This window comes from Pseudobythopirellula maris (assembly GCF_007859945.1).
Classification (GTDB): Bacteria; Planctomycetota; Planctomycetia; order Pirellulales; family Lacipirellulaceae; genus Pseudobythopirellula; species Pseudobythopirellula maris.
In genome coordinates this window covers 1149375-1170342 of record NZ_SJPQ01000001.1, presented here as the reverse complement: position 1 = coordinate 1170342, position 20968 = coordinate 1149375, and the positions used below count along the sequence as shown (strand labels likewise).

Below are 20968 nucleotides of genomic sequence, written 5' to 3'. Positions count from 1 at the left end.
CCGATGAATCGCAATCGACTACCGGCCAGCCGCGTCATTGCGCTGTTGGGGGCTCTCGCCACAGCGGCCTTGCTAGCGTCAGCGAGTGCGGCCTGGGCGACAGCCCCCCAGCAAGACGAGAACCTGCGGCTCCTTTGGTCGGACGAGTTCGACACGGATGGCTCGCCCGACCCGCAACATTGGGGCTGCGAGCGCGGCTTTGTCCGGAATCGCGAGCTGCAGTGGTACCAGCCCGACAACGCCCGATGCGAAGACGGCGTGCTCGTGATCGAGGCGCGCCGCGAGCGCGTGCCCAATCCGGGGCACGACCCCGAGGCCTCGTCGCGTCAGCGGCGGTGGGCGGCCCGCCGCTCCCACGCCGAATACAGCTCCGCGTCTCTGACGACACGCGGCAAGCACGCCTGGCGTTACGGCAGGCTTGAGGTGAAGGCGAAGATCGACGCCCAACCCGGCATGTGGCCGGCGATCTGGACGCTCGGCGAGAGCGGCCATTGGCCCGCCTGTGGTGAGATCGACCTGATGGAGTACTACCGGGGCGAGATACTCGCAAACGCCGCCTGGCGTGGCGAGCGGCCGCGTGTGGTGTGGGACGAATCGCGTCTGCCGATCGAGGAGCTAGGCGCCGGATGGGCCGATCGTTTCCACGTGTGGCGCATGGACTGGGACGCCGAGAGCATCCGGCTCTCGGTCGACGACCGACTGCTGAACGAGATCCGTGTGAGCGACGCCGACGGCGGGGGCGAATCGGGTCAGAACCCATTCAGCCAGCCGCACTACCTGATCCTCAACCTCGCGGTGGGCGGGACCAACGGCGGCGATCCGAGCGGCTCGCGGTTCCCCTCGAGGTACTCGATCGACTACGTCCGCGTGTACCAGCAGCTCCCAGCCGTCGACCGCTAGAGCGGTTTCGAATTGGTGTGGACGAGCGGGGAAGCGATTGGGGTCGTGGCGAGGAAGCCGAAGCAGGCAATGCGGTGCATTGTCGATGCAGGCTGACGAAGCCATGACGCCGATCGCGAGCCGAGCGCCTACACCTATGAGCAAACCGCTCTAGTGCGGATCGCACGGATGCGTAGCGTGTGTGGCGGTGTGATTCGACGTCGATAAGGCGAAAACAACGCTACGGCTAGCGGTAGTGCGATCTAACGGCCTGGCCTCAAGCGGTCGCGATGGCCTCGTCGGCCGGCGGCGGGTCTTGGTGCGGCGCGTCGTCTGCCCAGACGGTTGTCACCGTCTTTTCTTGCAGGATCGCCACGCCGTTGAGGGTGGCGAAGGCCACGTCGGCCGCGTCGCGGCCGGTGCCGATGCGCACAAAGCCTTGCACGGGCGCCAAGCGTGTGGCGTCGAACAGGTACCAGTGGCCGTCGAGAAACGCCTCGAACACGCCGTGAAAATCGGGCGGCTGCAAGTCGACCGCGTACGCCGCCAAGTACCGAGCCGGCACCCCGATGCCGCGGCAGAGCGCCACCGCCAAGTGGGCGTAGTCGCGGCAGACGCCGGCGCGTTGCAGCAGCACGTCGGCGGCGGTGGTCGTGCCGCTCGTCGTGCCGGGCTCGTAGTCGAGGTGGTCGTTCACCCAATCGGCGATCGCCTGGACCCGTTGGTAGCCGCGCGGCAACTGGCCGAATTCCTCGAAAGCGAACCGCGCGAGCAGGTCGCTCTCGCAGTAGCGGCTCGGGTTGAGGTACGGCAGCACCTGCGGGGGGAGCTGCGAGATGTCGGTCTCGCCGACCTCGCAGCTGGTGTCGACCTCGGGGGTGAGCTCAACGAGCGCCGAGTAGTCGATACGCAATTCGCACGGCTGAACAAACGCCCGGTGGAGCCGGTTGCCCTCGGCCCCCACGTTGCACGCCTCGATCGGTACCTCGGGGTTGCTGGTGAAATGCTCCTCGAGGCAGCGTTGGTAGTCCGACTGCTCGACGCCGATGTTGAACAGGAAGTTTGTCGGCTGACGGACTTCGTAAATCAGCGTGGTGCGGACTTGGATTTTGCTCATGGGACTCGACTTGTGGCGGGAGCGGTTTGACGCTCGTGATAAAGGTGGTTGGTACGCGGCGTGTGAGATTCGGGTTCCGCCTAAAGACCGTTCTCTCTTTGCCTATGGTAAAGCTCAGCTCGGTTGGATGTTCTGGTTCTGATTGGCGACTGGCTAATTGACGACGGGCTGACCACCGGCGTTCGGGCCGACGGCGTTCGGGCCAGCGATGTTCGGGCCATTGGGTCCGCTCTGGTTGGTCTGCACGTTCTGATTGTCTTGTATGATCTGGCTGCTCAGCAAAGGATCGGCCCAGCCGACCGGCAACTCGGCGAGCGACTGCTTGAGCCGTTGCGCCCACCACTGGGTGGTCTCGGCCAAATCGGATTCGGAGTAACGCACGATCGTCGGGTGGTGCTGGTTGGCGGCCAGCACGGCCACGTCGATCGGGAAGCCGACGTCGGTCACACTCGACCGTGTGGCGTCGAACGCCATCACGGCCAGGGCCACCGCCGAGCGGAGCGGCGTTTCGTAGTCGAGCAAACGGTCGAGGATCGGCCTGCCGTAGTACGTCCGTCCGATCATGAAGTAGGGCGAGTCCTCGGCCGTGGTGACCCAGTTGCCCTCGGGGTAAACGTAGTGCAGCCGAGGCCGCTCGTCGTCGGCCAGCCTGCCTCCAAGGATGGCGTGCAGATTGAAGGAGTGACCGGTCGAGGAGAGCGACGGGCCGTCCTCCGCCTTCACCCGGCGGAGCTGTTCGCCGAACAGGTTGGCGAACTCGTACAGCCGCCGCATCTCGCTGCGATCGCCACAGCGCAACACTTCCTCGAGATAGCAGTGCGTTTTGTCACGGACCGAGCGGAGCCCGCTGGTCATGGTGAAAACCGAACGGTCGCCGTGTTGCAGCGTACCGATCTTCTGCTTGTTCACGTGCTCACTGCCGCGCACGATGCGGGTGTCGGCCAGGGCGACAATCCCCTCACGGACCTCGATTCCTACACAAAACGTCATGGGCTAGTTATATCGGCTTGAAATTGAAAGGCGACGGGATTGCGAGGGCTATTCGGACTCGTGATGGGCGTCAATAGAGCCGCTTCATGTGGTCGTTGGTAGTCGGAGGCACGACGAATCGGCTCGAGAGAATCGTCAGTAGCAAGCGGCGTGCCAGTCCGTTGGGGCCTCAAAACGAGTCCACTACGCCCCACGCCGACTACCCGATGAGCGGCGCCAGGCCTGATTGATCGTGTGGAACTCAGCCGCGAGCCGGGGCATCTCACCGCTAGTGATACAACCTTTGGCAATCTCTGAGGCCGGCATGAGCCCTGTGGGACACACCTTGACCGGGCTGGCGATCGGCAGACTCGCCACTCCGCACGAATGGGCGCCACGTGTGCGGGCGATCTCACTTTTCGTCTTCGTCTTGCTGGCCAACGCCCCCGACGCCCCGCTGCCGGGCTGGGGCCACGAGCGCTACCAAGTAAGCCACAGCCTGCTGGTCACCCTGCTGGCGATCGCGGCGGGCGTTGTGGCGGTGCGGCAAGTCGACCGCCGCAGCCGCCTTTGCGCCACGGTCTACGCGGGCGCCGCCGCGGCGTGGCTCAGCCACTTGCTGCTCGACACGTTCTACAGCCACGGCAAAGGCCTGGCGATGTTCTGGCCGCTGGGCGACGGCAGGCTGGCGATGCCGATTCCCTGCTTCTCTCACATGCAGCTGAGCCCATTGCTGAGCCTATTCAATTTGCGCGTGTTCGCCGTCGAGCTGGCCGCTTATGGCGTGTTGCTCGCGGTGGTGTGGATTGCGACCCGGCGGCGATTAGCCGTCACGCCACCACCGCCTCGAGGGTGATCTCGGTCTCATAGACCTCGCCCGGCGCAAGGACCCGCAGACCGGCCGCCACGCCGCGGGACTCAAGTGCGAAGGGATCGGGCACGCAGGTGTAGGGCTCGAGGCAGATCGCCTCACGGTGGTCGGGCGTGTAAACCACGCAGCAGGTCATCGACTCGTCGAACGTCTGCCGCACCTCGCGGCCGCTCCCCGAGTCGACGAGCGAAGTGACCAGCGGCCCTGTCGGCTGGCCGGCCGCCATTTGCGACGAGAGCGTGAACACCGTGTCGAACCCACGCCCTGCGAGCGGGGCGCCCTCGACCAGCAGCGAGTCTTTGCCCGAGACCGTCTCGCCGGTGGGCAGCATCTCGCTTAGCGTCCACTGCTCGCCGACCGGCGCTCGCACGACCGTCGCCTCCGGATCGGCCACCTCGGCCAGCGGCAGGCGGAAGTACGCGTGCGTGCCAAAGCCGAACGGCAGCGGCCCGTCGCCGACATTCTCCGCCCGCAGGGTGAACCTCAGGCGGCCCCCGGCGACTTGATAACTGGCCGTCAGCAAGTAGTCGCTCGGCCACTGGCCCACCGCGTCGGCGGCGTCTTGTGAGTGGCGGAATTCGGCCGTGACGCAGTCGCCCTGTTGATCGATCACCCGCCACGGCCGGTTGGCCGCGAAACCATGGATCGCGTTGCCGTGCGGGTCGCCCGGCTCGAGCTCGTAGGTTTGGCCCTCGAACTCGAAGCGGGCGCCCCCGATGCGGCCGGGGAAGGGGAACAGCAAGGGGATGCCGCTCCGCGAGTGCCGTTTGTCGCCCGACTCGAACCCGGGCTCGGCCCACAGCAGCTCGCGCGGCTGGGTGTCGCCCACCGGCGCCCGCCAGCTGAAGCAGTTGAAGCCGAGGCAGGGCAACACGCGGGCCGTGGCGCCCGAGGCGGGGTCGCGGATTTCGATCGCTTCATTCTTAGCGGAAGGGTCGGTGGGCATCATGCTTCTCGGCTCGGTCGGGGGGTGGGGGCCTGGGCGGCGCTGGCCGACAGTATGCCGCTGATCGCCCCGAACCGCCACGGGCGCCGCGACGAATCTGGGCCGCCCGATTGACAGCCGCTTTCACCGCCAATTACTCTCAACACGACAGGCGGCCCAACGGCCGTCCCCATAGGACAGGGGCGATTAGCTCAGTTGGCTAGAGCGTCTCGTTTACACCGAGAATGTCGGGGGTTCGAGTCCCTCATCGCCCACTAATTTTCTTTCTCGCAGGCTGTCTATAAGCCCGCACGCCGTGCCGGACGAGTCTCACTTTGGCCGCGGCGATCCCTGGGGCGTTTCTCGGGGGGCGTGATCCTGTTGTTCGGCGATGAGGTCGCAGACCACGCGGATGCGGCGCCACATCAGCTCCACGGCGTCGAGGTACGAAGCCTGATGCTGCTCGTCGGGGGTCTCGAGAGCCCGTCGCCAGTGCGACGATGAGTTGCGGTGGCGCAGGCGGACCTCTTCCACCAACCCCGGCCAATCGTTGGCGAGCGCGTCCAACGCGGCGGCGGCGCGGTCGTCGGGGTCTAGCGTCGAGCCGTCGTACTCGGTCGCCTTCCAGTGGCTGCGGTTGGACCACCGCCGCAGGCGACAGGACCACACCCACAGGTCAAACAGCGGCGTCCCCGGGCGGTAGCGAGGCCCCTGCGGCTCCTCGAGCGGTGCGGTGGGCGGGTAGCCCAGCGGCTGACCTCCGTGTCGTCGTGAATCCATAGAGTCTCTCCTTGCCACACCGTCCACAGCTCCAAGCGGCGGGGCAGCCGATTGCTAGTAGCCGCTTCGCAGGACTAGCCATTCTAGCCATCTCGGGATAATTGGTGAGCGCCTGGCGGAGCAGCGGAAACGCCGTTTCGCCGTCGGGACCAGCGGTTGGCGGGCGTGCTTGCGGGTTTCGGACTACAATGGCCGACTGCGTCACTTGGGCTCATCTCTCCGCGGACCACGTTAGCTAGCAACGGCTTTATGATCCGATCGATTCGCACCGCTGTCGCTGTAGGCGTCTTGCTCCTGGCGGCCACGCCAGCGCACGCTACCACTTGGTCGATCGTCGATCGCGGGGCGGTCGTGTTGGACACGAACCTCGTGCCCAACGTCGCCGAGATGAGCGGCGTGACGTATCTCGGCGTGGAGGGGAATCTGCTGCGGTTCGCGGCGGTGCAAGACTCCGGGGGCCGCGTGGTCAATTTCGATGTCTCGGCGACGGCCGGCGGGACGATCAACGCGGCCACCGCGGTCTCGAGCGTCACGCTGGCCAATTCACTCGACTTCGAGGGCGTCGCCGCCCTCGGCGATGGCCTGGCGCTCTTCAGCGAAGAGACCACGCCCGGCGTGCGGGCTTACGACCTATCGAGCGGCGCCGCGGCCGGCGTGGTCGACATGCCGGCGGTTTATTCGCACCGGCGTTCGAACAAAGGGCTGGAGTCGCTCGCCTTGTCGCGCGACGGTCACACGCTGTGGACCGGCAACGAGGAAGCGCTGACGATCGACGGGCCGCTGGCGAGCGGCTCGGCCGGCACAACGGTCCGCTTGCAGCGATTCGCCGGCGGCGGCGTCGACTGGGCGGCCGCCGAGCAGTACGCCTACCAGGTCGAACCGATCCACGCGATCGGCTTCGGCGCCACCCCGCGGCGGGGGCTGTCGGACTTGATGGCTTTGCCAGACGGCTCGCTGCTGACGCTAGAACGCTCGTTCGCCGGTTTGGCTTCGCCCGTCTATGTCAGCGGCATGTTCCTCGTCGACTTCGAGGGGGCGACCGACATCTCGGACGCGGTCTACGATTCCGGCCTCACTGGCGAGATTTACACGCCGGTCGGCAAGACCAGCCTCTACAGCAAGCCGGCGGGGTCGTCGGTGGGGCAGAATTTGGAAGGGATCACGCTCGGCCCGCGACTTGCAAACGGCTCTTGGTTGGTCATGGGTGTCGTCGATGATTCGGGGGGGGATGACCCCGTGAGCGACAACACGGTCATCGCCTTCGAACTCGCGCCGCCCAAGCCCAGCCTGCCGGGCGACTACGACGGCGACGGCGAGGTCGACCTCGCCGACTTGGCCGCCTGGCGGGGCAGCTTCGGGCTCACCATGCCCGCCGGCAACGAGCATGGCGGCGCGGGGGCCGACGGCAACGCGAACGGCGTGGTCGACGCCGCCGATTTCACTGTCTGGCGAGACAACTACGCACCGCCGGCCGCGACGACGGTCCCCGAACCCGCGGGCGTAGTTGTAGTGCTGCTCGCCGCGATCTCGGTCGCGACTACCTGGCGAGGCGCAAGCCGCTGAACTGCCAGCGTGCCTCGGGGGCGAAGAAGTTGCGGTAGCTGAGCCGCGCGTGCGACGACGATGTGGCGCACGAGGCGCCGCGCAGCACGTACTGGTTGCACATGAACTTGCCGTTGTACTCGCCCAGGGCGCCGTCGGGAGCCGTGTAGCCGGGATAGGGCGAGTACGAGCTTGAGGTCCATTGCCACACCTCGCCGAAGCACTCACGCAGCGGGGTCGTGACGCCGTCTTGGCGGCGTGGGCAAATCGCCTCGCCGGCCTGCCAGGCGCCGTCGACAAACCGACCCGTGGGCGCGCCCGTCGTCTGTGCGCTAGCGGCGACCTCCCATTCGGCCTCGGTCGGTAGCCGGGCGCCGGCCCAGCGGGCGTAGGCGTCCGCCTCGAAGTAGCTGAGGCAGGCGACCGGTTGGTGCGGGTCCAGCCGGCGCTCTCCGGCGAGCGTGAAACGACGCCACTCTTCGTCGCTTCGGCGCCAGTAGGCCGGCGCCCGCCAGGCGTGTTCTTGCACGGCGGCCCAGCCGAGCGACAGCCAGAGCTCGGGCCGCCGGTAGCCGCCGTCCTCGATAAACTCGAGGTACTCGCCGCAAGTCACGAGCCGGTCGCACAGCTCGAACGGCTCCAAGAAGACCCGGTGGCGCGGCGACTCGTTGTCGAAGGCAAAGCCGGCGCCCTCGGCGGCGGGGACGTGCCCGATCGTTCGCACACCCTCGTCAAAAGCAACCCACCGCGGCGCCGGCGCCGGTCCAGACGCGAGGAAATCGCCCTCCCGATAAACTGGTTGAAGCGGGTTGATCGACAGAGCGTGCTGGATGTCAGTGAGGATCAGCTCCTGGTGCTGCTGCTCGTGCTGCAAGCCGATCTCGATCACGCGGGCGGCCTGCGCCTCTTCGTCGCAGCCGAAGGCGCCCGAGTCGAAGAGCTCGTTCATCTCGGCGTCGACGTGCGAGCGGTACGCCTCGACCTCGGCGAGCGACGGCCTCGACAGCAGCCCACGCTGCGGACGCGGGAACTGATTGCCGACCGCGTTGTAGTACGAGTTATAGAGGTAGCGGTACGCGGGACAAAAGGGCTCGTAGCCCTGCCGCTCGCCGAGGACGAACGTTTCGAAGAACCATGTCGTGTGTGCCAAGTGCCACTTGGTGGGGCTCGCGTCGGGCGCCGATTGCATCGCGCAATCTTCCGCCGACAACGGGGCCGCAAGCTGTTCGCTGAAGCCACGGACCGCGCGGTAGCGTTCGGCGAGCGTCAACTGGGCGGGGGCGCTGGTCTGAAGAACCGACATCACAAGCCTCACAAGGTTCGTGGCGTAGGGAAAGGTCGGGGCGTACCGCTTCGGCGACAGATCAATCGGCGACAACCAAGTGCAACACGGCGAAACGCTCGTCGTCGTCGGTCCAGCTCTCGCGGAGCGCGAGCCCTGCTTCGCTGGCGAGTTGGGCGAAGCCCTCCACGGTGTGCTTGTAAGAGCACTCGGTGCGGATCGACTCGCCGCGGTCGAAGCCGAACTCCTCGCCGCCGATCGTCACGGCCTGGTCGCAGCGGCTCACCAGCCGCATCTCGATGCGGTGCGATTCGGTGTCGTAGTAAGATTGGTGCTCGAAAGCGTCGAGCTCGAAGTTCGCGTCGAGCTCACGGTTGATCCGGCGGAGCAGGTTCTGATTGAAGGCGGCGGTCACTCCTTGCGAGTCGTCGTACGCCCGCATCAAAACCGCGGGGTCTTTCTGCAAGTCGACGCCGATGAGCAATCCGCCCCCACAGCCGCAAAGTTCGACGATCGTGCGGAGCATCCGGCTGGCCGCCGCCGGATGGAAGTTGCCGATTGTGGAACCCGGAAAGTAAACCGCATTGTGCGTCGGCCGCGTCGAGGGCCGGGGCAGGGCGAACGACTCCGTGAAGTCGGCGCAGACCGGCAATATCTCGATTTGTGGGTAACTTACGCGCAGCCGCTCGGACGTCGAAAGCAGGTGATCGCCTGAAATGTCGACGGGCACGTAGGCAGCAGGGCGATCGAGCTGGCTGAGCAACAAACGGGTTTTCACGCTGCTGCCGCTGCCGTACTCGATGAGCATCACGCCCGGCCCGATCCGCTCGGCCATCTCGCCGGCGTGACGCCGCATGATCTCCAACTCGGTGCGAGTGACGTAATACTCGGGCAGCTCGCAGATTGCATCGAATAGCTGCGAGCCTTGGGCGTCGTAAAAATACTTGCAAGGCAGTGTGCGCGGCGACGACCGCAGCCCCTGTTCAACCTCTTCGTAGAACACCCCGGCGGCGGGAGAGAAGCCAATCTGTGCAGCACCGCTGGAGGCTTCGGCCATGTGTGGAAATCCGTGAGCGAGGTGAGAGGAGCGGCCAGGTGTTCTTGTAGACGGACTCACTTCTACAAAAAGCGTGCCAATGTGGTCGCACCTGCGGGGGCTTTGCTCTCCAGTGCGGCGGCAACGAAGCAACTTTAGGTCTGCTCCGCAATTCGCCAATGGACTGAATCGCCAACTTTCTCGGCGCTCAGCTACACAAAGCTACCTCACGCCAGTATGGCGATATTCCCTCACCATGGAAGCAGCACACGGCTAGAGCGGTTTGCTCATAGGTGTAGACGCTCGGCTCGCGATCGGCGTCATGGCTTCGTCAGCCTGCATCGACAATGCACCGCATTGCCTGCTTCGGCTTCCTCGCCACGCCACCAATCGCTTCCCCGCTCGTCCACACCAATTCGAAAACCGCTCTAAGCCATCGTAGGCGAGCCGCTGCTTCAATACAGTGAACTTGAAAAACTCACCAGTAACCCATGAGCAAAGTCTCGCCAGCAAATTGCCCGCACTCCGAAAAGTCGACTCTGGCGGAAAAGAGCAGCTCATCGATGGGGTTAGCCCGCCGAGCGGGCTGCGGCGAGCACCTCGCGAACGTCGGTGGCGGTCATGCCCGCCGCGTGGGCGGCCTCCAAGCCCATGTCGGCGTCTTCGAACACGTGGCAGCGTTCCGGGGCGACCCCGAGTCGGCGGGCCGCCTCGAGGAAGATGTCGGGCGAGGGCTTGGGCGCCACGTCGTCGCTGGCCGTGACGATGACGGGGAAGAATCCCTCCAGGCCGATCGCTTTGAGATTCGCATCGACGATCTCACGCACGCCGCCCGAGACCACGCCCATCGCGATCTTGCCCTCGTGCTCTCGTGCGGTCGCAACCACTTGGTCGATCGGCTTGGCTTCGGGGAGCAGTTCGATGAAGAGCCGCTCCTTCTCCACGGTGAACGGTGCAGGGTCGATCGTCGTGCCGAACATCTGGTTGAGGATGCCGACGATCACGTCGGTCGGTCGGCCGGCGTGTTCGTCAATAAACCCGTCAGGCGTCTGCACGCCGTGCGGCTCGAGGGCCTGGTTCCAGGCGACGATGTGCAGCGGCATCGAATCGATCAGCGTCCCGTCGACGTCGAACAGGATCGCTTCGGTCTCGGGAGGGAGCGGGAGCATAACTAGCGGGAATGGGTTGCGAGGCGGGCGGGGGCGGCTACGCGGCCGCAAACGGGGAATCCCATCTTACCGCGATCCCCATGGTCTGGCGACGACCAACGGGCCGGCGGTTGGTCGGTTGGCATGCAGTTTTATGCCTTCCTGCGGTCTCTCACAGGGCGATTCTCGGTGCGCTACGCATTAGGGTAGCTAGCGTATTTGACACCCAACTCGCCGCGAGCTAGCCTCCTCACGGCATGAAATTTTCTTGGTCAACCCGAACACTTCTGGCGTGCTGGGCATGCTTGGCCTGGACGGCATCGCTGGGCGGCGTGGAGGCGGCTGTGGCGCAAGACGTACTGGCCGCTGGCGGGCCGCAGCACTTCGACGAAAAAAGCCTCAGCGATCGCGACCGACGATTGCTCGACGAGACGCAGCGTGGCTGCTTTCTTTATCTGTGGAACGAAGTCGGCGCGCCCGCCGGCTTGGTCCGCGACCGGCTCGACACCAACATCTCCAGCGTCGCCGCGGTCGGCTTCCAACTCTCGGCGTTGCCGATCGGCGTGGAGCGCGGCTGGGTCACACGCGACGAGGCCCAGCAACGCGCCGAGTCGGTGCTTAGCGCGATCGTCGATCGCGACGACAACAAGAGGCACGGGCTCTACCTACACTTCGTTGACCAACACACCGGCGGCCTGCGACCGAGCGCGCCGCAGGTTTTCGCCAGCACGGTCGACCACGCCTTGCTGCAAGCCGGCGCCATGGCCGCCGCCAGCTACTTTGGCGGCGAGACCAAGCGGCTCGTCGACCGCCTCGTCGAGGAGACCAATTGGTCCGCCTACGCCACCGGGCCCCAGGGCCGGTTGTCGCTCGGCTGGCGGGCCGATTCGCCGGAGGGGGTCGCCGGGGCAGGGGGCATGAGCCCATGGAGTTGGCACATCGCCAGCGCCGAGGAGCAGCTCATCTACTTTCTGGCCGTCGCCGCGCCCAACGCCGACTACGCCTTGCCGCCTGAGACTTATTACCAGCTGGAACGCAAGGTCGCACGCCACGAGACCGACGAGCCTTATGTCGTCTCCTGGAACGGCACGATGTTCACTTACTTCTTCCAGCACTGCTGGATCGACTACCGCCGCTTCGAACCCGACGACCCCTCGCTGTTCGGCGTAGAGAACCCGCGGGTCGACTGGTTCGAGAACACCCGACGGGCGTTCCTCACGCACCGACGGCGTTGTGTCGAGAAGGCGGGGGAGTACAAATCGCTCGGGCCGGACCTGTGGGGTTTGGGGCCATGCCTCGGCTTGAACACGCCCGGCGCCAAAAGCTATTTGGTGCAAGACCTGACGCCCAATCACAGCGGCCTCGATATCTGGCGCGGCGGCACGGTGGCGCCTTACGTGGCCGCCTCGGCGTTGCCGTTCTTGCCCGACGAGTCCCTGGCCGCCCTGCGGGCGATGAAGAAGCTGCGTGACGGCCGCGGCGAGCCGCTCGTGTGGCGCACCCCCGAACGCGGCGGCTACGGCTTCCTCGACAGCTTCAACCTCGACCAGTTGCACGCCCCCGAGTCGTACATCGGCATCGATGTCGGCCCGATGCTGCTGATGATCGAGAACGCCCGCACGGGACTCCTCTGGCGTCTGTTCCACGAGCACCCGGTGGCGCGCATGGGCGTCGCCCGCTTGGCGTGGCAAGAACGCGCGGCGGACTGAGCGAATCAAAGTTTGCTTGCACAATCGCGCAAGAAGAGCAGAGGACGCGTTGGCCGCGCCCTCTGCTGTGGTCTTGAAGGAATAATCGCCGCGTCCCCACGATGCGGGCCGCGGCGGTATCAATCGATAGTGTCAAACGCCCACCGATTCGGCCAGAGCCTCATCGAGGGCCTCGTAATATTCTTCGCCGAGCGAATACTCGCTCTCTTCGTACTCATCGTCTTCCTCTTCCTCGCCACCGCGGTAAGCCATCGCCATGGCGAGAAGAGAATCTTCTTCTCGCTCTACAGCCCCGATGTCGGATTGAGCGACGCTATCGTTGTTGCCGTCCACCGGCCGGGCGTACCCGCGCTGGTCGGTCAACGGGGCGAGGCTGTCGTCGCCGTTGTCGATCGCATCGCTGCCCGATAGCAACGCGTGGGTCATCGTGGGCCCACCGTAGAAGTCGAGGGCGGCGAGTTTCGCGTCGAGCGTGCCGGAGCCGCCGACTCCGACGATGTTGCCCTGGTTGTTATCCGTCAGGCCGCCATTCGTGGCGGCGTGGCCGATCAGGTTATTGTAGCTGTCGCTCGTGTTGACCGACCCCACGATATCGGAATCGGTCGACGTGCCATGGTTCCCTGCGACGATCGTGTTGTTGAGCGTCACGTCCGAACCGTAAACGATGTAAACGCCGCTGTAGATATCGGAGAAGTTGTTCGCGATCGTCGCGTTGGTAATCAGAACGTCATCGGCGTTCGAGAAAAAGAGGCCGCCGAACCCACTGGTGCCGGTGTTGGTCGAGATCGTCGAGTTGGTGATCACCGTGTCGTCCACACGGATCAGCGCTACGCCACCGACGTTGGCCGCCGTGTTCAAGGCGATGGTGCTGTCAACGATGTCCAGCGTTAACAGCGGGTACTCGTCATCAGTGGCGAAACCTCCCCCATAATAGCCGGCGGTGTTGTCGTTGATCGAGGACCGCTCGATCACGGCGTAGCCGCCTTGGACCGCAACGCCCCCACCCACGCCCCCACCCACGCCCGCTGTCGTGCTCGTCGCGTCGTTGTCGTGGATGTTGCTATTGAGGATCGTGAGGTTGACGTGTTGGCCGTAGCTGTATACTCCGCCGCCGTAGCTGACGGCTTCGTTGTTGTGGATCTCGACGCCGTCGAGCGTGAGGTCGCCCTGGCTGTAGACGCCGGCGCCGTCGGCGGCGGAGCCCTCGGTGATGGCGAGACCCTCGATCGTGGCTGTGGTTCCCGCCGTGACGTGGAACACCCGGGTCTCATTGTCACCGCTCACGGTGAGCAACTCCGATCCGAGGCCGTTGATCGTCACGTCGCTGTCGACCACCAACTGATCCGCAACGCCGTCGCCTGTTTGGTCCTCGAGCGTGATCGTGTCGGAGACGCAGAGCAAGTGGAAGTCGAAATCGATGGTCTCGGCGCCGTCGCGAATCGCCGCCTCGTGCAAGGCTTGACGCAAGCTCAACTCGCCCGATTCGATGTCCCTGTCCTTAGGGGTGTTGACGACGCTCGCGAGCTGCAGCTCGTAGGCGCCGATGTCGTCTTGAGCGCCGCCAACGCCGTCGCCGTCGACGGAGCGGGCGAAGCCGCGTTGGTCCACATCGGGGGAGAGCGAGCTGTTCGCGTTGTCGATCGCGTCGCTGTCGGCAAGAAGGGCGTGGGCGAGCGTCCCGCCGCCGTAATCGCCCAACGGCGCCAAGTGCGGGTCGAGCACGCCGCCGCTCGACGCGGTGCCGATCAGATTGCTGTTCTCTCCGTGGTCGATGAAGGTCCGTTCCGCCGTGTTGAGCCATCCGATCAGGTTGCTCGAACTGGTGACGTCAATGATTCCACGGATGTCGTCCGCGATGCTCCCGATCTTGTTCTCCGCAACAATCGAGTTGTTGAGAAGCAACGAGCTCGCGGCCCCATAGACATACTTCAGATAGATGCCGGCGCCGAGTTGGGTGCTCTCGTTGTAGGCGATCGTGGAGTTTGTGACCTCAACCGGATCGACGACCTCTTGGATGTAAATGCCGCCGCCAGGACCGTTGAGCGATTCGTTGTGCGAGATCGTCGAGTTGATGACCTCGGCGGAATCGATTTGCAGGGCGAGGATGCCGCCGCCCCAGTTGCTAGCTTCGTTGTAGGCGATTGTGCTCGAGTCGACCACAAACGAGGTGACCGCATCGTAAGGGGCTACGCCACCGGCCACGACCGCCTGGTTGCTGGATAAGGAACTGCGTTCGATGAGTAGTGTTCCCGCTTGAGCCGAGGCCCCGCCGCCAATGACGGCGGTGTTGTTATCGACGACGCTGTCACGGATTGTCAGTGAAGTCGCGGTTGACCCGCTATGGACGCCGCCGCCAAACACGCTCGACGTGTTGTCCTCGATGACCACGTGGTCGAGCGTCAGGTCGCCGCCGTTGTAAACGCCGCCGCCGTTAGTCGTGTCGCCGCCGGTGATCGTGACTCCGCCGATCGTCGCGGCGACGCCCGACGCGACTTCGATGACGCGTGAGGCGCCGTTCGCATCGATGACGATCAGGTCTTCGCCCAAGCCTTCGATCGTCAGATCGCTATCGATCAACAGTTGCGAGGCTAGCGTGATCGTCTTGGTGGAGGAGAAGAACGTTGGGTCGAAGTAAATGGTCTGATGACCAGGCTCGTTGTAGGCGATCTCGATCGCTTCACGGAGGCTGAGATCGCCTGCCGACGTGTCGTTGTCGTCGACGCCCTCGTCCGTATCGACAATGATCCCCGTCGAATGCGTCTCAAGGGCGCCGCGGTCCACCGTGTTGGTCCCGTCGTTGCCGACTCCGGCAATGTCGTAAGGCCTTGAGACGCCGCGTTGATCGACGTTCAGCGAGACGCTCGTGACCGGGTTGATGGCCAGGGCGTCCGAGCCGCTGTCGATCGCCGCGCTATCGACGAGCAAGGCGTGGGTTGGGGTGGGGCCGCCGTTGTCGCGAAGCTCACCGAGAAACGGCGTGTCTGACGCCACTACGTTCGGCAGGGTAGTCTCGCTGATCGAGCTGCCGCTGATGTTCAGCAGGTCGGGGCTGTCGCCCACCAGGTTGTGGCTGCTGTCGGCGGAGTCGATGCGTCCGGCGATGTTGTTCGGCGCGGGCGATACGCTGTAATCGTTGTTATCCGAGACGATCGAGTTGTTGACCTGGGTTGTGGCTCCATCGACATCGGTCGTGAAGATACCAGCGCCTTCGACGCTGGTGTTCTGCGTGATAGTCGTGTTAGTAAAGTAAGCGTCGATCTTTTCGGAGGCTCCGGCAAAAGTGCCGATCCAGACGCCGCCTCCTTGAGATTCTCCGCTCGTCTCGGATAGTGTTTGGTTCCCAGAAACCGTCGAGTTGATAACGACCAGTTCGCCGTTGTACTTACTGCAGGCGAAGATGCCGCCACCCTGGTAATCGGCGGAGTTGTCATCCAGCGTTGAACCCGCGATGGTCAGGTTCGGTTTGTCGAGACCGCTGGAGTCGCTGTAGAAGTAGGCGTATACACCGCCGCCGATGCCTTTGTGGACGGAAGTCGCAAAACCTTCTTCCGAGTACGCATTATTGCCTGACGTGCGACTGTCGACGATGTCGAACGTAGTGCCATGTCCTAGCCATGTAGCAATGCCACCGCCACGTTGTGAGGTATTGTTGAAGAATGTCGAGTCGGCGACCGATATTTCGGCGTCGATGAGCTCATTCGCCTCGAATATGCTTCTGTATGTCGATACGTATAGCCCGCCGCCGTCGTGTTCGGATGTATTCTCGGATAGATCGGATCCGGTGATCGATAGCTCAACCGGCATGCTGCGGATAGGAGATGCCGCGTAATAGTCGCTGCCGTTGAGTTGGGCGAAGACCCCGCCGCCATGACCGTCAATGTTGTACCAGTCGATGGACCGCGCTGCCGTATTTCCTGAGATCTTGCTGTTCTCTATGACATGCTCACCTTCAAAGGCAACCAGACTTAGTCCACCCCCTTTGCCTTTGCCATCGAAAGCGTCGTTCTCGCCTGCCTGGTTGCCAGTAATGAACGTGTCGCTGATCTGAAGCGGCGTAGCGTGTCCGTAGCCGGTAGAAACCGAAACGCCACCGCCCGAGCCTTGGGCGGTGTTGAAAGCGATCTCTGAGTCATCGATGATCAGCGAGTTCCCGTACGCAACGGGGGTGTAGACGCTGTTAAAAGAAATGTCGAGCGCGACGCCACCGCCGTCACCAGAAGAAACGCCAGCCGTGTTGCTGGAAATCGTGCTACCAATGATTTTCCAGACGTGGTCATCCGTGCGGGTGTAGCCATAGATACCACCGCCGTCTTCGTCCGCGGTGTTGTGGGTGATGCTTGAATTCTCGATGAGCGTCTCACCGCCGCCAGCGCCCGATGTGCTGCTGTGGCTGACATATAGTCCGCCGCCCTGGTCGGCGCTGCCGTGCGAGATTGATGAATCGATGATGCTGACCGTGGGGGCTACAGCCGATCCACTGAAGCTGGCGTAGATCGCCCCCCCGTCGCTGTTCGAGTGGCTGTTCCCAAAAGAGCTGTTCTCGACTTCGATCGACGAATCGCCCGTGTAATAAATGGCGCCACCACTGCTGTTGGCGCTGTTGTCAGTGAAGCTGCTGCCTTCGATCGATACGTCGACAACCCCGCCTGACGCGTTGTCGACATAGATTGCCCCGCCAGCGCCGCTTGCCGAGTTGCCAGAGAATTCCGTGTCAAGCACTTGCAGGCTGCCCCGCGCGCGATGGTAGATCGCCCCGCCGCTGGAAGACTCGTTGTCTACGAATCGGCTGTCGGAGATCGTCAGGTCGATGTCACGCGTTTCGTTGGTCGAGATCGCTCCGCCCGAGCTGCGGTCGCCACCTGTGAACTCGATCCCGTCGATCACGAAAGAGTGGCTCACACCGGAGGCGAGATTGTTGATCTCGAAGATGCGAGAGTTGCTATCGGCGACGATTGATAGCTGATCCCGCCCCAGCCCTTCAATGTCGAGCCCGTCGGTGATATCGATTTCGCCATCGGTAAGGTTCAGCACATGCGGCCCGGCGCCCAGGTCGAAATCGATGACGTCGTTTCCACTGACGTTCGTTGTGTTGTTGGCCGCTAGGATTGCCTCGCGCAACGAGATCTCGCCGTCAGAGCCCGGAGTGGAGATCAGTGCGGCGATCGAACTGGTGTCGCTGTCGTTGTCGAGGATATCCAGTGTTGTGCTCACGCTGACCGCCGCCAGCACGCGGCGGTCTTCAAGCGACTCCATCTTTAAGTTGCGGCGTCGTGGTTGGCGGCCGCGATTCGAGCCGCTTGGCTTGGCGCGTTTGAATCCGAGTTGGGTGAGCGTGGTGCTCCAAGAAGCTGGCAGTCGGCGCATAGCAATCTATCTCCCTCATGGAGTATGTGGCTAAGGGACGTGTCTCTAGGGGGAACCCCCCAGGAACGAAACATCCATAACGCAGCGAAACTGGCTCTGGCTAGAATGTTGCAGGCGAGACAAGAGGTGCGCAGACAAGTGGAGCGATGTTGTGCCCGAACGACCCGAATATAAGGCAACAGCGCAAGTGGTCAACACTTGTAATGAGACAGTATAAAAACGGTACTCTGGGTACACACGAAAGAATGTTTGGCGGCAGTCTTATCAGAAGTGCGTATCACCGATCTTATCGTCGTTTACAAAAACTGCGCGAGCTAACGCTAGTGGCGCCGCACCTTCCAGGTCTCGCACTGATGGCGAACGCTTCTGGTCGATGTCTTTTGCAGCCATGCATCAATGTCAGTTCTTAGTTCCCAGACGCAACACGCGAAAGTGTTTGCAGTCACACATCAGCATCTACTGCATCAGAAGCGATGTCGCAGTCGGCTGTCAGCGTGGATGAGAAGTGGCCGGGGTCTCCTGCGCCGCACGCTCGAAGAGATCCGCGTAACCCGGTAACCGCCAACGAAGCCGTTGTGCTTCCGCACTTCGTCGCGGTTGCACGGCAGCTATTGCTATCGCAAGTAAGGGGGCTGGGAGGCTTGCCTGATGAGAGGCGCCTGTTTTAGATCAGGGCCGCGTGAAGAAAAGATGAAGCCCCAGGAAAAAAGCGGAGGGCACGGGACTCGAACCCGCAACCGGTTTCCCGGCACCTGAATTCCAATCAGGCCGCTAGCCAATTCGCCTACCCTCCGTTTTTGCGTGGCTGGTGTCCGCCTTAGGCGGTATGGCGCCACGCGTTGTGCGAGCTGTTGCTCGCGGCGTTTTCTCGGTGGCCTGGCGATCCTCGGCTTGGGGCAAGCCGAGGGGCCGAACGAGAACGCGGCTCAAATCATGGCCGCGGACCGCCAAAGTTTCAATCCGCCTCAGTCCATCGCCCGGGCGCCTTGGATCAGGTTGATAAACTCGTTGTTCGACTTGTACTTGCCGAGCTTCGAGGTGAGCTGCTCCATGGCGTCGACGTGGTGCATGCTGCTGAGAGTGCGGCGGAGCATCGTGGCGGCGTGCAGGGTCTCGGCCGGCAGCAGTTTCTCCTCGCGACGCGTGCCGGACTGGCCGATGTCGATGGCCGGCCAGATGCGGCGGTCGGAGAGCTTGCGGTCTAAGACGAGCTCCATGTTGCCGGTGCCCTTGAACTCTTGGAAGATCAGCTCGTCCATGCGGCTGCCGGTGTCGATCAACGCGGTGCCTACGATGGTCAGCGAGCCGCCCTCTTCGAAGGCGCGGGCCGTGGCGAACAGCTTCTTGGGGATGTCCATCGCCTTGATGTCGACGCCGCCGCTCATCGTGCGGCCGGTGTTGCCGACCCACTTGTTGAAGGCCCGGGCGAGACGCGTGATCGAGTCCATCAAGAGGAACACATCCTTGCCCATCTCGGCGAGCCGGCGGCAACGCTCGATCGTGAGTTGCGAGAGACGCACGTGCGACTCGACGTCGCAGTCGAGGCTCGAGGCGAACACCTCGCCGGCGACGTTGCGCTTCATGTCGGTCACCTCTTCAGGCCGCTCGTCGATGAGCAGCACGATGACCGCGATGTCGGGGTGGTTGGTCGAGACGGCGTGGCTGATCTGTTGCATCAGCACGGTCTTGCCGGTGCGGGGCGGGGCGACCACGAGCGCCCGCTGGCCCTTGCCGAGAGGCGCCAGGAGGTCGACCACACGCGTGCTGATCGGCTCGGCTTCGGTCTCGAGCCGGATCCACTCTTCGGGGGTGATGGGCGTGAGGTCTTCGAACTTCTTGACGTTGGTGTAGTCGTCGGGCGCCGCGCCTTCGACGTCGAGCAGCTCACGCAACCGCGGCCCCTGGCCGCGGCGCTGGTGCTGCACCATGCCGGAGAGCAGCAGACCTTCGCGGAGGCCGTACTTCTCGATCATCGTGCCGGGCACGAAGGGATCGGTCCGCTCGCGGGTGAAGTTGGTGGCCGGGTCGCGGAGAAAGCCGTAGCCGTTGGGGTGCATCTCGAGCACGCCGGAGCCGGGCGTGAGCGGCAACGGCTTGCCGTCGTCCCCCATGTAATTTTGGGGATTGTCTTGGCCGTTGTAGCCGCCGTTGTTGGCGCCACCACCACCGCCACCGCCGCCTCCGCCACCACCACGCCGGCGGCCGCCGCGTTGTTGGCCGTTGTTGCGGTTGCCTTGGTTGTTGTTCTTGTTGCCGCCGCGGTAACGTCCGCCAGAGCGATTTTTCTTAGCCATGCTTGATCGGGGAGTAAGGCTCCCCTGCTGAATTCGTGTTGGGACGCGGTGTGTGGCGTCCGGAGGGAGTGGGCCGCCGTGCGAAGGGGGCCGACTTGTGGATAGGGCTGTTGCTGGGAATGAGCCTGTGGGTTCAGGCCAGTCGGTATCGAGGTGTGGGGGTAAGGTCCGCAGAAGAGCGGCCTTCAAAAGAAAACCCGTCAAGAATGTGTTGCGAAGCTGGCGTCGTGGTCAGGCGTGCGCTTCGTGGGGGGCTCGCCACCTTGTGGGGGGTGAACTTTGGCTGGGTGCAGGCGCTGGGGCCAATCGCCGTCTGATCGCTCGATCGCGTTGAGACTGGCCTTCCTGGTCCGTCGTGAAAAAATGTCATCCGTGTCGCAGCGAGCCGCCATGGCTTCGCTGTTTGGCTTCACCGTCTGGCGCCGCAGGATCCCATCGTGTGGTCAATTCGCAGCGGGCGTCGCTCGCTAGTGCTTGACTTGCCTCAAAGCGCTGCACGGGTGGGATCAGCATCCGCTCGGCTTAATGGGCCCACTCTGCTTTCTGGTGGATTGGCTTTCTGGTGGATTGGCTCACGTGGGAGTCAATTCTCCTCTTGCGGCAAACCTGCGGGCAGTCAACGAGCGTGCGTTGATGCGTCATCAGGCCATTGGCCACACGCCTGCGCCCCTCGGCGCATCACTCTGTGAGTCGTGTTTGCACGGATCTTGGCCGGGCAGGGGGGACTCCATGGCATCAGCGCTAGGGCCTGATGCCTAACTTCAAACGAACACCCCCCTAGACCCTGTAAAGCAGGACGCCGGTTCGCAAAGCGCCGATAGCGGCAGCCAACAAACGGCACGGCGAACGCTTCATGCGGCCGGCGGGGCGACGGGGCCCGACGTAGGGGCCCCGGGTGGTCCAAACGGATGGTTAGCCCGTTTCTGACCTGTATTACAGTCCAGTTCGCGAGTTCCCCTGGCAATCTTGGGGGGGATTTTCGCCCGATCGACCACGAATCTCTATCGCCAAGGCATGGCCAAGGCCGGCTAGAGAAAACGCCAGCGGTCGAT

13 protein-coding genes and 2 tRNA genes are annotated in these 20968 nt (G+C 63.8%); 5 read left to right on the top strand and 10 right to left on the bottom strand.

Features of this window, described 5'->3' with window-relative positions; all coding sequences use genetic code 11:
• Window positions 1-3: 3 nt before the first annotated feature.
• The gene (locus Mal64_RS04350; RefSeq protein ID WP_231993580.1) at window positions 4-900 is read left to right on the top strand and encodes a glycoside hydrolase family 16 protein; all 897 of its coding nucleotides are present in this window, start codon (window positions 4-6) and stop codon (window positions 898-900) included.
• Window positions 901-1156: 256 nt separating this feature from the next.
• Here Mal64_RS04350 and Mal64_RS04345 read toward each other — a convergent pair whose 3' ends face one another.
• Window positions 1157-1996 (bottom strand): transglutaminase-like domain-containing protein, encoded by an 840-nt coding sequence (locus Mal64_RS04345; RefSeq protein ID WP_146397407.1) that lies wholly within the window; start codon window positions 1994-1996, stop codon window positions 1157-1159.
• 153 nt (window positions 1997-2149) lie between these two features.
• The gene (locus Mal64_RS04340; RefSeq protein WP_231993579.1) at window positions 2150-2986 is read right to left on the bottom strand and encodes a proteasome-type protease; all 837 of its coding nucleotides are present in this window, start codon (window positions 2984-2986) and stop codon (window positions 2150-2152) included.
• 304 nt (window positions 2987-3290) lie between these two features.
• Here Mal64_RS04340 and Mal64_RS04335 point away from each other — a divergent pair, with 304 nt between their 5' ends.
• Window positions 3291-3821 (top strand): metal-dependent hydrolase, encoded by a 531-nt coding sequence (locus Mal64_RS04335; RefSeq protein ID WP_146397405.1) that lies wholly within the window; start codon window positions 3291-3293, stop codon window positions 3819-3821.
• Here Mal64_RS04335 and Mal64_RS04330 read toward each other — a convergent pair.
• Complete coding sequence (locus Mal64_RS04330; protein WP_197525440.1) at window positions 3796-4782, bottom strand: aldose 1-epimerase; 987 nt, start codon at window positions 4780-4782, stop codon at window positions 3796-3798. The genes Mal64_RS04335 and Mal64_RS04330 overlap by 26 nt on opposite strands.
• Before the next feature lie 180 nt (window positions 4783-4962).
• On the opposite strand from Mal64_RS04330, the gene Mal64_RS04325 reads away from it, so the two are divergent.
• Window positions 4963-5036: transfer RNA gene (locus Mal64_RS04325), tRNA-Val, on the top strand.
• A gap of 55 nt (window positions 5037-5091) precedes the next feature.
• Here the strand turns inward: Mal64_RS04325 and Mal64_RS04320 are convergent.
• Window positions 5092-5541, bottom strand: coding sequence for a hypothetical protein (locus tag Mal64_RS04320; RefSeq protein ID WP_146397401.1), 450 nt, complete (start codon window positions 5539-5541; stop codon window positions 5092-5094).
• Between the two features lie 249 nt (window positions 5542-5790).
• On the opposite strand from Mal64_RS04320, the gene Mal64_RS04315 reads away from it, so the two are divergent.
• Window positions 5791-7104 (top strand): esterase-like activity of phytase family protein, encoded by a 1314-nt coding sequence (locus Mal64_RS04315; protein ID WP_146397399.1) that lies wholly within the window; start codon window positions 5791-5793, stop codon window positions 7102-7104.
• Here Mal64_RS04315 and egtB read toward each other — a convergent pair.
• The 3 genes from egtB to Mal64_RS04300 all read right to left on the bottom strand — a co-directional run bounded on the left by egtB (window position 7079) and on the right by Mal64_RS04300 (window position 10570).
• Window positions 7079-8386, bottom strand: a complete 1308-nt coding sequence (gene egtB / locus Mal64_RS04310; RefSeq protein ID WP_146397397.1) for an ergothioneine biosynthesis protein EgtB — start codon at window positions 8384-8386, stop codon at window positions 7079-7081. The two genes, Mal64_RS04315 and egtB, sit on opposite strands and share 26 nt — an antisense overlap.
• Before the next feature lie 61 nt (window positions 8387-8447).
• Entirely contained in the window at window positions 8448-9422 is a 975-nt protein-coding gene (gene egtD / locus Mal64_RS04305) for an L-histidine N(alpha)-methyltransferase (RefSeq protein WP_146397395.1), read from the bottom strand.
• Between the two features lie 548 nt (window positions 9423-9970).
• Window positions 9971-10570, bottom strand: a complete 600-nt coding sequence (locus Mal64_RS04300) for an HAD family hydrolase (RefSeq protein WP_146397393.1) — start codon at window positions 10568-10570, stop codon at window positions 9971-9973.
• 323 nt (window positions 10571-10893) lie between these two features.
• Between Mal64_RS04300 and Mal64_RS04295 the strand changes: the two genes are divergently transcribed.
• Window positions 10894-12258, top strand: coding sequence for a glucoamylase family protein (locus Mal64_RS04295; protein ID WP_197525439.1), 1365 nt, complete (start codon window positions 10894-10896; stop codon window positions 12256-12258).
• Between the two features lie 132 nt (window positions 12259-12390).
• Here the strand turns inward: Mal64_RS04295 and Mal64_RS04290 are convergent, their stop codons facing one another.
• From Mal64_RS04290 to rho, 3 genes are all read right to left on the bottom strand, one after another.
• Window positions 12391-17622, bottom strand: coding sequence for a choice-of-anchor Q domain-containing protein (locus Mal64_RS04290; protein ID WP_146397389.1), 5232 nt, complete (start codon window positions 17620-17622; stop codon window positions 12391-12393).
• A gap of 710 nt (window positions 17623-18332) precedes the next feature.
• A tRNA-Ser gene (locus Mal64_RS04285) sits at window positions 18333-18415 on the bottom strand.
• 172 nt (window positions 18416-18587) lie between these two features.
• Entirely contained in the window at window positions 18588-19916 is a 1329-nt protein-coding gene (gene rho, locus Mal64_RS04280; protein ID WP_146397387.1) for a transcription termination factor Rho, read from the bottom strand.
• Between the last annotated feature and the right edge of the window lie 1052 nt (window positions 19917-20968).

Coding starts and splice junctions, on each gene's coding strand:
- Mal64_RS04300 (WP_146397393.1), bottom strand. CDS start 10,570: ATGCTCCCGCTCCCTCCCGAGACCGAAGCGATCCTGTTCGACGTCGAC.
- Mal64_RS04315 (WP_146397399.1), top strand. CDS start 5,791: ATGATCCGATCGATTCGCACCGCTGTCGCTGTAGGCGTCTTGCTCCTG.
- Mal64_RS04330 (WP_197525440.1), bottom strand. CDS start 4,782: ATGCCCACCGACCCTTCCGCTAAGAATGAAGCGATCGAAATCCGCGAC.
- Mal64_RS04350 (WP_231993580.1), top strand. CDS start 4: ATGAATCGCAATCGACTACCGGCCAGCCGCGTCATTGCGCTGTTGGGG.
- rho (WP_146397387.1), bottom strand. CDS start 19,916: ATGGCTAAGAAAAATCGCTCTGGCGGACGTTACCGCGGCGGCAACAAG.
- Mal64_RS04345 (WP_146397407.1), bottom strand. CDS start 1,996: ATGAGCAAAATCCAAGTCCGCACCACGCTGATTTACGAAGTCCGTCAG.
- Mal64_RS04290 (WP_146397389.1), bottom strand. CDS start 17,622: ATGCGCCGACTGCCAGCTTCTTGGAGCACCACGCTCACCCAACTCGGA.
- Mal64_RS04320 (WP_146397401.1), bottom strand. CDS start 5,541: ATGGATTCACGACGACACGGAGGTCAGCCGCTGGGCTACCCGCCCACC.
- egtB (WP_146397397.1), bottom strand. CDS start 8,386: ATGTCGGTTCTTCAGACCAGCGCCCCCGCCCAGTTGACGCTCGCCGAA.
- Mal64_RS04340 (WP_231993579.1), bottom strand. CDS start 2,986: ATGACGTTTTGTGTAGGAATCGAGGTCCGTGAGGGGATTGTCGCCCTG.
- Mal64_RS04335 (WP_146397405.1), top strand. CDS start 3,291: ATGAGCCCTGTGGGACACACCTTGACCGGGCTGGCGATCGGCAGACTC.
- egtD (WP_146397395.1), bottom strand. CDS start 9,422: ATGGCCGAAGCCTCCAGCGGTGCTGCACAGATTGGCTTCTCTCCCGCC.